The sequence below is a fragment of the Natronorubrum marinum genome (assembly GCF_052040125.1).
GTDB lineage: Archaea > Halobacteriota > Halobacteria > Halobacteriales > Natrialbaceae > Natronorubrum.
Map to the genome: position 1 here is coordinate 1,120,012 of NZ_JBPPFV010000002.1, position 9,742 is coordinate 1,129,753.

A 9,742-nucleotide genomic window follows, 5' to 3' on the forward strand; every position below is an offset into this window, starting at 1 on the left:
CGTGACCGATCCGCCGGTCCACCGCCCGGCGGTGTGTGATCAGTCGTCGTCAGCCTCGGCGCCGCCGGCTTCGATGTCGTTCTACGTTTCGTTGGCTTCCGTCTCGTTCTCGGTCTCGTTGGTCTCGGTCTCGTTGGCCTCGTCAGCGGCGTCCTCGAGATCGCTCGCGTCCCCGAGGGTGACGGTCGAAGCGTCCGCGTTATCAATGCTGATCGTCGAAGCGGACGCCTGTGAGACCGTCTCGCCGTCGGTGGTCACGTTGTCTTCGGGTTCGTCGGCGGTGGCGTTCTCCTCGTCTTCGGTTTCGTTCGCTTCCTCGAGCGACTCGATGGCCATCGTGTCGATCGACATCGACTCGACGTCGAACTGCTCGATCGTGAGCTGGTCGATCTCCTGCGTTTCGCCGTCGGCCGACTCGTTGTCCTCCTGCGTGGCGTTGTCCTCGCCGCCTCCGTCGTCACCGAACAATCCGCCGACCCAGTCGCTGACCCGATCGAGGATACCGCCGTCCTCTTCGACTTGCAGTTCGTTGATCGTCAGTGACTCGACGCTCATCGTCTCGATCGTCAGCTCTTGAACGACGACCTCGTCGGCGTTCTCGTCGATCAGATCCTGTCCGTCGCCGGCGGTGGCGTTCTCGTCCGTCTCGTTCTCGTCCTGGATGGACGCATCGGTTGCCGACGTGTTGGTCTCGTTCGCACCGTCGTCCATCGCTTCCGTACCCTCGGCTCCGTCGAGTTCGAGGTCGGAGAGCGAGACGTTCTGAAGCTCGAGTTGCTCGAGTTCGATGTCGGAGATGGTCACGTTGTCGTCGGTGCCGTTCTCCACGCCGGTGGCGTTCTCGGACTCGTTATCTTCGGACTCGTTCAGTTCCTCCTCGAGTTCCTGTGGGTCTGCGTCGAAGTTCTCGACCTCGAGTTCCTCGATCGTGGCGTTCTCGACCGTGACGTTCTCGAGTTCGAGCGTGTCGACCTGTACGTTTTCGAGCGTTGCGCTCGCGTCTCCGGCGTCGTCGTTCGCCCCTGTGGATGCGCCTGCGAGGGCAGGACCCCCCGAAAGGGCAACTAGCAGCGCGAGGAATACCACACCGAATTGTTGCGTTCGTGAAACCATGCGTTCGATAGTAGCGGTAGATTCCGGCTAAAACGGGCCGACTGTTACGGCGTTATCTCGGAGAAACACGCAGTTAGCGACCACCGCTATGGCCATAACCTGCTGTTCATCGTATTCGGCTCGATGATGGTCCGTCGCGGTGATCGAATCCGGCTGAGCGACCGAAATCAGCCTTGTGCCTGCGCTCGCCACCGGCTTATTCTGACTGGAGAAGAACGAAGTGTTACCGGATCGCATCGGACGGGACGGACCCGCCCGACCGCTGGAAACGGATCTCTCGTGACTGGTAGTCGCGCGAAAAAAGAGCGTGGTCGGCGGCGGCGATTAGGATCGCACCGACCGCGGTCTCACGCCGTGTCGATCAGTTCAGGACACCGAGGATGCCGTCGTCGTCCTCTTCGTCCGTGTCGTTATCCGCTGTGTCGTTATCTGCGTCCTCCGTAGCGTTGTCTTCGACGGCTGGGTCTTCCTCGCCGGCGTCCTCGAGTTCGGAGGCGTCGGCGAGCGTCAGCGATTCGGCCGTCGCGTTACCGATGTCCATCGTAGACGCCGAGACGGAGGAGACGGTCTCCTCGTCGGTCTCGTTCTCGTCCTCAGCGAGGCCGTCCTCTTCCATATCAGCCTCGTCACCTTCCTCGACTTCTTCGACCGTCATCGACTCGACAGTGAGCTCCTCGACGTCGAACTGCTCGATCGTCAGGTTCTCGATCTCGTCTTCCTGGGTCTCGTCGTCGGTGACGTTATCGTCGGTCTCGTTATCGTCGGTCTCGTTATCGTCGGTCTCGTTATCGTCGTCGAGACCGATGCCGTCCTCATCGTCCTCTTGGATGGCAGCACCGGTTTCAGTCGTGTCCGTTTCCTCGTCGCCGTCGACGAGGTCGGTGTCGTTCTCGTCTTCGGTGGCGTTATCGTCCGTCTCGTTGGTGTCGTCTTCCGTAGCAGCGTCTTCTCCGACGGTCAGTTCGTCGATCGTCAGCGTTTCGACGTCCATCGTCTCGATCGTGAGGTTCTCGACGGTGAGCTCGTCGGCGTCCTCGTCGATCAGATCCTGTCCGTCGGCAGCGGTCTCGTTGTCGTCGGTCTCATTGTCGTCTTCAGTAGCGTTCTCGTCCTCCGCTTCGACTTCGAGGTCCTCGATCGAGACGTCCTCGAGTTCGAGCGTTTCGAACTCGACGCCGGTGATCGTCACTTCCTCACCGGCGGTCTCGTTCATCTCCGTCTCGTTATCCTGGACGGACGCACCGGTTGCCGGTTCGTCGGTCTCGTTCTCAGTGGCGTTGTCGTCGCCAGCCGCGTCGAGTTCGTCCTGAAGCGCTTGCGTGTCGGCGTCGAGCTCCTCAACGTTCAGCTCTTCGATGGTCGCGTTCTCGATAGTGACGTTATCCAGTTCGAGTGTCTCGACCTCCGTATCTTGAAGCGTTGCGCTCATGTCTCCGGCGTCGTCGCTCGCCCCTGATGATGCGCCAGCGAGGGCCGGGCCTCCCGAGAGGGCGACCATCAGCGCGACGAGTACGATACCGAGTTTCTGCGATCGTGAATTCATGCACTCGGTGTTACTGGCGGATGACGGCTAAAACGAGGCGACTGTTACGAGATTGTCTCTGGTAAAGTCACAGTTTGAAACCGTGCAACAGTCCCCAATCCGTGGTTCATCCTGTCGTCTGAAAGGACGGTATTGATACGGGGCTGGCTACCGGTTGCTGAGAAATTTCCCTTGTGCCTGCGCTCGCCACCATCTTATCGTAACCGCCCGTGAGCGGGCGTCTACCGCTACGTTCGTATGTCAGGAAACGATTGAATTACGGCTCCCCGACAGTCGTCCGTCGAAAACCGGCATGACTTACGTCGGACGGTCCAACAGCCGACCAATGCGCGAGTGCTTCGAAGTCCGGGACACCGACGCCGGCGGGCGAATCGGCGAACTCACCGTCCCAAGAGCAGACGTCACCGTCGAGACACCGGCGCTCCTGCCGGTGATCAATCCGAACCTGGATACGATCGCCCCCCGTCGACTCGCCACGGAGTTCGGCGCCGAAATCCTCATCACGAACTCGTATATCATCCACGAGACCGAAGCCGTCCGCGAGCGCGCCCTCGAGGACGGGCTCCACGACTTACTCGAGTTCCCGGGCGCGATCATGACCGACTCGGGTTCCTTTCAGCTCTCCGAGTACGGCGACATCGACGTCACGACCGAGGAAATCCTCGAGTTCCAGCGCGAGATCGGTTCCGACATCGCCACGCCCGTCGACATCCCGACGCCGCCGGACGTCGACCGCGAGCGCGCGGAGACTGAACTCGAGACGACCCAGGAACGCCTCGAACTCGCCGAAACCGTCGAGACGGGCGACATGCTCGTGTCGGCGCCGGTCCAGGGCTCGACGTATCCGGACCTGCGCGAGGCGGCCGGTCGCCACGCCGATTCCACCTCGCTCGACGTCTTCCCCGTCGGCGCGGTCGTCCCGCTGATGAACGACTACCGCTACGACGACATGATCGACGCCGTCGCCGCCGCTAAGCGCGGGCTGGGTGCCGACGCGCCGGTCCACCTCTTCGGCGCCGGCCACCCGATGATGTTCGCACTCGCGGCCGCGATGGGCTGTGACCTGTTCGATTCCGCCGCCTACGCGCTCTACGCCCGCGACGATCGCTACCTCACGGTTCGGGGCACTCGTCACCTCGACGATCTCGATTACCTCCCCTGCTCGTGTCCCGTCTGTACCGAACACTCGCCCGACGACCTCCGCGCGCTCCCCGACGACGAGCGCGAGTCCGAACTCGGCGCGCACAACCTCCACGTCACATTCGAGGAGATTCGTCGTATCAAGCAGGCCATTCGCGCGGGCAACCTGCTCGAACTCGTCGAACAGCGCGCTCGCGCCCACCCGACGATGCTCGACGGCTACCGCACGCTGCTCGATCACGCGGCCCAACTCGAGCGGAGCGACCCCGTCTCCAAGGGCTCTTTCTTTTACACCTCAGCCGAGAGCGCCCGGCGGCCCGAAGTCCTGCGCCACCATCGGCGCCTCGAGCGACTCGCCGTCCCCGACTCGCTGCTCGTCACCGAGGGGAGTTCCCCGCGCGGCGACGAGTTCGACGACTCCTGGCGCGTCGAGCCGCCGTTCGGCCCGTTCCCGCGCTCGCTCTCGAAGAGTTATCCGCTGACCGCCGAAGTGCCCGATCGGACGGATCGCGCGGCACTCGAGGCCGCAGCGGACGGCGTCGCCCGGCTCGCGGCGGCGAATCCGGATGCCGACATCACCCTCGGTCACCGCGGCTGGCCCGACGGCATCCTCGAGCGAGTCGCGGATGCCGTCGATGTCGTCGATCTGGGTCGGGAGTAGCCGCCTGTGCATCGCTGATGGGCGGAAACAAAATACAAGACGTCGGTCAAGCCACCGACTGACACGAGTTCGCGGGCACAGCGCTGGACGTGACGGCCGAATTTCGGCCGTCGATCACCGAGTCGCCTGTCGACCCGACGTCTGGGCGGGCATCGGTTCCGCCATCGGCGTTCCGTCCACCGTGATCTCGAGACCGTCGCCGCACTCGATTACGATGTCGTGGCCGTCGTAGGTGAACTCGAGTTCGCCACACCGCGGGCCGCCGCGTCGTGTCGGCTTGAACAGCGCGTCTAGCGCATCGGGATCGATCCACTCGTACAGCGGCGGGAGTTCGGTCGGAGCAACGCCGCACCGGGTCGAAACCGCGGTGACGACGGCGATGCTCACGGACTCGTCGAACCCATTGTCAGTGGAACCGATGAATGTCTTGTTCACGCCGTACCTAAACGGGCGGGCGGATAAAAGGGTAGCGTCGATACGACCACGCTGACTGAATTATTCGAACGATAGTTCCGTAGTTCGAACATTCGTTGCGGTTCGGGAGGTATATCTATCCATTTGTCCTCCCAGAATTGCCGTTACGACGGTCTCGGCCGGGCAAACGGGCGTCGCGACGGTAACCCGAACGGCATCTCTCGAGGTGACCGCGTCAGTTCTGGACGACGACCGGCCGTCGGTACCGATCGATCGAACATCAGAACAGCAAAGGTGTCGGCGGCGGCTGGTTCGCGTATGCTCGGGGTCACGTCGCTCGTGCTCGGTCTGATCGTCGTCGCGCTGTTCGGCTCGTGGCTGGTCAGGCGGTTCCGGGGCGGGAGCCAGTCGACAGCGCAACGGGAGTCGTACGAACGCCACAAGGACGCCCAGCAGCGCGAGCCCCCGGTCGATATCGGCGACGTCCGGGAGGTCGGCGTCCAGGAGTTCTCCGAACACCACTCCGGCGAGCGACAGGCCGTCTGCAAGATCGAGGGATTCGTGGTCTTCGTCGAGGAGATTCCGAGCGACGTCGCGGTCGGCGACGTCCTCGAGATCAAGATCCTCTCGTTCAACCGCGGTCACACCTCCGCGACGGCGACGTTCGTCGCTCGAGCCTGAGCGGCGATGCGGTTCCGCCCCCTTTTGCCGGGCCGTTTTCTCACCTCACCCCGACAGCGAGACGAGCGTCGCGCCGACCACGACGACCAGCGCCGCGACGCCGACGGGCCAGGTAACGCGCTCGAGTCGCCGCGGCAGGAACAGCACCGAGAGAACCACCACGAGCAGCGGCGTCAGTTGGAGTAACGGCATGACGACGACCACGGGGGCGATCTCGAGGGCCGCGAAGTAGGCGACGAAGCCGACGGTCGTCGAGACGCCGCCCGCGACGAACCAGCCGGTAGAGGCGGCGCGGATCGGTATCCGCCGCAACGAGTCGGTCAACCGGAGGTAGCCGACGAAGCCGACCGTCGCGACGCCCGCCATGACCACGATTCCGGGCAGCGTCGGCGTCCCAGCGGCGAGTCCCATCGAGATGAAGATCGGCTCGATTCCGATGCAGGCGGCAGCGGCCAGGGGCACGACGAGCGTCGCGCCGGTCTCCCGGATCGACTGCTCGGGGCCCGTGGCGGCCGCGGTTTCCCACGAGACGACGGCGATGCCCGCGACGATCAGGACGATTCCGGCGAAGTGGACGGCCGTCAGTTGCTCCTCGAGGAAGACCACGGCGAACACCGTCGCGAAGAAGACGTTCGAGGCGATCACGGGCGAGGTGAGGTTCGCGCCGATCTCCTGGATGCTCTTGAACGTCAGCAGTCGGGCGACGAACATCCCGGCGAGGCCGGCCGCGCCGAACGAGGCGACCGAGTAGGGCGTGAACAGATCGACGTAGGGCGGCGAGTACAGCACCAGTACCGGCGGCGTGAGCAGTGCGATGTTACAGCCTAAGACGACGAGCACTCCGTCGGTGACCTCGCCGGTCTCCGTGCCGAGCCGTGCGAAGAGAAACTGCCCCGCAAAGCCCGCGGCGGCGACGCTCGCCAACAGCACGCCGAGCAGCGAGTCCGACACCTCGAGCACCATACGCCTCGCTTTCGCCGGCGACTGGATAACGGCACCGAACCACCGATTCGACTCGCACGCTCGAGTCGCCGTCGTTCGAACCACCTGCGCCGTCGTTCGGAACGCACACTCGAGCGAACGGGGCGAACCGCGACCGACAGCCTCTTTCACCCTCCCGCTCGCAGGTTCAGGTATGACCGATTACTTCGAAGTCCACGAGCGCGACGGGGCCGCTCGCGTGGGCAAACTCCGCCTCGAGTCGCCCGTGACGACCCCAGCGCTCGTCGACGATGTCCTCGAGGACGCGGGATCGCTCTGGAGCGCCGACCGAACCGTTCCCGAGGGCGACGAGTCGACGCTCACCGTCCTCCCCCACCGGGCGTTCCCCGGCGGCACCGCCGCGGAAGTCCAGGATTCGTTCGCCGTCGACTCGCCCGACGTCGACTACCCGAGCGTCGCGGTCGTCTCGAGCGAGAGCGCGACGGACCAGGGGACGGACGCCTACGCCGTCTCCGACGTCCAGTCGATCACGGGCCACGGCGCGGCGCTCGTCGAGGCCGTCGTGAACGTTCGCGAGGCGATCCCGGCCGACACCGCGCTCTACTTCTCCGGCGTCGCCACGCCGCGCAACGTCGCCGTGCTCGCCTACGCCGGCGTCGACCTCTTCGACGAGACCGCGGCCGTCGTGAAGGGCACTGAGGGCCGGTACCTGACGACCGACGAGGCGTACTTCCTCGAGGACCTCGAGGAACTCCCGTGCTCGTGTCCGGCCTGCCAGCAGCCTCGCGAGGAGTTCACCCGCGAGGACTGCGCCGAGCACAACGCCCACGCCCTCCAAGCGGAACTCGCCATCGTGCGCCGCCGTATTCGAGACGGCCGCCTCCGGGATTATATCGAGGGCCAGGCCCGGCAGAACCAGTGGCTCACCGCCGCGATGCGAGAACTCGATTCCCAGTGGGGCTACCTCGAGGAGCGCACGCCCATCCTCCGTGACGCTCAGATCAACGCCGCGACATCGGATACGATCCGGCGCGTCGAGATCCAGCGCTACGCGGACCGGGTGACGAGTCGCTACCGAAACCGGTTCAAGAATCCGCTCGTGCTGGTTCCCTGCTCGGCGGCGAAACCCTACAGCGAGTCCCAGAGCCACCGCCAGTTCCACGACGCCATCCAGTGGCGGGGCCACCTCGTCTCGATGACGAGTCCGATCGGGGTCGTCCCCCAGGAACTCGAGACGACCTACCCGGCCCAACACTACGACACCGTCGTCACGGGCCGCTGGTCCGAAGACGAGAAGCGATTCGTCAGCGACGTCCTGCAGCGGTATCTCGAGCGTAACGACTACCCCGAAATCATCGCTCACGTCCCCGACGAGGGCTACCGCGACATCGTCGGCCGCGTCGAGGACGAACTGGGTCTCGAGGTTACCTACACCGTCCCCGAGGGCGGCCACCCGACCGACGAGGAGTCGCTCGCGAACCTCTCGAGTGCGCTGTCGGGCCAACTGAAGTACTCCAAGCGAGAGCGCGAGCACAATACCGTCCGCGCCATCGCGGACTACCTGCTCGGCGACGGCGCGGGCGACGACCTCTTCACCGACATGCAGACGACGAGTCGCTACCCGAAAATTCAGGTCCGCGACGAGGAAGATACCCAGCTCGCAACGATGGTCCCCCAGTATGGAACGCTTTCGTTCACCCTCGAGGGGGCGAAACGCTGGGTTGACAGCGACGTGCCGACGAAGCGAGTCGAAATCGACGGTTTCGTTCCGCACGGAAGCGTCCTCGCGCCGGGGATCGTCGACGCCGACGAAGAGATCCGCGTCGGCGATGAGGTCGTCGTCGAGGGGCCGAAGGCGTTCGGCGTCGGCCGCGCGGAGATGTTCGGCCGCGAGATGCGCGAGAGCACGCGCGGGATCGCCGCCGAAATTCGCCACGTCGAAGAGAAGTGACGACGAAGCGACCACCGTCTCGATCAGGCATCACCGGCCCGGACACGATTTGAGCAGGTGCTCGCGGTAGACGGCCGCGGGAACGATCTCGCCGCAGAGGTCGCACTCGCGGTCGGCGCACCGATCGCCGACTGTTTCGTCCGTCTCGCGGCCCGCGGATCGGCGTTCGTCGGCCACGGCGATACCTTCGGTGGCCACGCCCCTCGTCGTTTCGAATGCTGAACACGGTTCGCGTCGCACACGTTGAAGAGTACGTGAACGAATACTGGCCTAATAACGGATTATCCGGATATAAATCCGTTCTATCGATTGATTTTTGGTTGTATGTCACCCCTCATGGAGCAGGTAACTAAAACCGTAAATGTGAAAACAATGTCATATGTCCGCTTCACTGACGGTCGGTATTCTGGCCGAACCCTTCTGCTATCAGTGGCAGGTCCGTGCGATCGAACGGCTCGAGCGGGAGTGTGACATGACGGTGTCGCTCGTCGTCCACAACACGGCCAACGCGGACGTCGAAGCCGAGTCGTGGAACAGGAAGACGCGAATCGAACTCGAGGACGTCGTCCAGTTCGTCGATGTCTTCCGGCGCGAGGGGGCGTGGACGTTCGTTCTCGCCGAACGAACGCTCGGGCGGGTGTTCGGCGACGAGCACCGGCTCTGGCACCGTCACTCCCTCGAGAACGTCGCCTGTCTCGCCGACGCCGAGTTCGTCCCCTGTGAACCGCGAACCGAGAACGGCTGGAGCGAACTTCCAGACGAGATCGTCTCGCGGCTCGCGGCCGACTGCGACGTCGCGATCCGCTTCGGGTTCGGTCTCGTCCGCGGCGACGTGCTAACCGCACCGGAACACGGCGTTTTGAGCTTCCATCCCGCGGATATTCGGCGCTATCGAGGTGTGGGTCCGCCCGCGATCTTTCGCGACGGGCGAGACCGGGCCGGCGCGACGCTCCAGCGACTCGACGAGTCGATCGACGGCGGGGAGATCGTGGCCTACGACGACGTCTCGCTCCGCGGTTGTCACACGCTCTGGGACGTCTTCGATCGGCTCGCAGCGCTTCAGATCCGTCTCCTGTCCGTCGGCGTTTCGAACCTGTGCGATCCCGAATTCGAACCCGAGACCGTCCCCGACGATCACCTCGGCGAGTTCTACGCACGCGACCAGCGACGGACGCTCGGCTTTTCGGGTCGGGTACTGGCGAGAGACCTTCTCGGACGTCTTCGACGGCGACTCGAGCGCGCGCGATCCTCGAGACGAACGGTCGATTCGCCGGCAGGGTCGTCTAACTGACCAGTC

At 64.4% G+C, this 9,742-nt stretch carries 9 protein-coding genes; 4 read left to right on the plus strand and 5 right to left on the minus strand.

Annotated elements, in window-relative coordinates:
• Positions 1-81: 81 nt before the first annotated feature.
• Together ACSFC5_RS15265 and ACSFC5_RS15270 are read right to left on the minus strand one after the other, a co-directional pair.
• Complete coding sequence (locus tag ACSFC5_RS15265) at positions 82-1,113, minus strand: hypothetical protein (RefSeq protein WP_440766094.1); 1,032 nt, start codon at positions 1,111-1,113, stop codon at positions 82-84.
• Between the two features lie 361 nt (positions 1,114-1,474).
• Positions 1,475-2,656, minus strand: a complete 1,182-nt coding sequence (locus ACSFC5_RS15270; protein WP_440766095.1) for a putative sodium/potassium/calcium exchanger — start codon at positions 2,654-2,656, stop codon at positions 1,475-1,477.
• A gap of 325 nt (positions 2,657-2,981) precedes the next feature.
• On the opposite strand from ACSFC5_RS15270, the gene tgtA reads away from it, so the two are divergent.
• Positions 2,982-4,457 (plus strand): tRNA guanosine(15) transglycosylase TgtA, encoded by a 1,476-nt coding sequence (tgtA, locus tag ACSFC5_RS15275; RefSeq protein WP_440766096.1) that lies wholly within the window; start codon positions 2,982-2,984, stop codon positions 4,455-4,457.
• A 114-nt stretch (positions 4,458-4,571) separates the two neighbouring features.
• Here tgtA and ACSFC5_RS15280 read toward each other — a convergent pair whose 3' ends face one another.
• Positions 4,572-4,892 (minus strand): HalOD1 output domain-containing protein, encoded by a 321-nt coding sequence (locus ACSFC5_RS15280; RefSeq protein WP_440766097.1) that lies wholly within the window; start codon positions 4,890-4,892, stop codon positions 4,572-4,574.
• Positions 4,893-5,189: 297 nt separating this feature from the next.
• Between ACSFC5_RS15280 and ACSFC5_RS15285 the strand changes: the two genes are divergently transcribed.
• Positions 5,190-5,552 carry a TRAM domain-containing protein gene (locus tag ACSFC5_RS15285; protein ID WP_440766098.1) on the plus strand — a complete coding sequence of 121 codons (363 nt, stop codon included), beginning with the start codon at positions 5,190-5,192 and terminating at the stop codon, positions 5,550-5,552.
• A gap of 45 nt (positions 5,553-5,597) precedes the next feature.
• Here ACSFC5_RS15285 and ACSFC5_RS15290 read toward each other — a convergent pair whose 3' ends face one another.
• Positions 5,598-6,515 carry an EamA family transporter gene (locus ACSFC5_RS15290; RefSeq protein WP_440766099.1) on the minus strand — a complete coding sequence of 306 codons (918 nt, stop codon included), beginning with the start codon at positions 6,513-6,515 and terminating at the stop codon, positions 5,598-5,600.
• 172 nt (positions 6,516-6,687) lie between these two features.
• On the opposite strand from ACSFC5_RS15290, the gene arcS reads away from it, so the two are divergent.
• A complete protein-coding gene (gene arcS, locus ACSFC5_RS15295; RefSeq protein WP_440766100.1) occupies positions 6,688-8,445 on the plus strand; it encodes an archaeosine synthase subunit alpha in 1,758 nt (585 codons plus the stop codon).
• A gap of 30 nt (positions 8,446-8,475) precedes the next feature.
• Here the strand turns inward: arcS and ACSFC5_RS15300 are convergent, their stop codons facing one another.
• Entirely contained in the window at positions 8,476-8,643 is a 168-nt protein-coding gene (locus ACSFC5_RS15300) for a hypothetical protein (protein WP_440766101.1), read from the minus strand.
• 181 nt (positions 8,644-8,824) lie between these two features.
• On the opposite strand from ACSFC5_RS15300, the gene ACSFC5_RS15305 reads away from it, so the two are divergent.
• Complete coding sequence (locus ACSFC5_RS15305; RefSeq protein WP_440766102.1) at positions 8,825-9,736, plus strand: formyltransferase family protein; 912 nt, start codon at positions 8,825-8,827, stop codon at positions 9,734-9,736.
• Positions 9,737-9,742 lie beyond the last annotated feature (6 nt).

Coding starts and splice junctions, on each gene's coding strand:
- tgtA (WP_440766096.1), top strand. CDS start 2,982: ATGCGCGAGTGCTTCGAAGTCCGGGACACCGACGCCGGCGGGCGAATC.
- ACSFC5_RS15265 (WP_440766094.1), bottom strand. CDS start 1,113: ATGGTTTCACGAACGCAACAATTCGGTGTGGTATTCCTCGCGCTGCTA.
- ACSFC5_RS15290 (WP_440766099.1), bottom strand. CDS start 6,515: ATGGTGCTCGAGGTGTCGGACTCGCTGCTCGGCGTGCTGTTGGCGAGC.
- ACSFC5_RS15305 (WP_440766102.1), top strand. CDS start 8,825: ATGTCCGCTTCACTGACGGTCGGTATTCTGGCCGAACCCTTCTGCTAT.
- ACSFC5_RS15285 (WP_440766098.1), top strand. CDS start 5,190: ATGCTCGGGGTCACGTCGCTCGTGCTCGGTCTGATCGTCGTCGCGCTG.
- arcS (WP_440766100.1), top strand. CDS start 6,688: ATGACCGATTACTTCGAAGTCCACGAGCGCGACGGGGCCGCTCGCGTG.
- ACSFC5_RS15270 (WP_440766095.1), bottom strand. CDS start 2,656: ATGAATTCACGATCGCAGAAACTCGGTATCGTACTCGTCGCGCTGATG.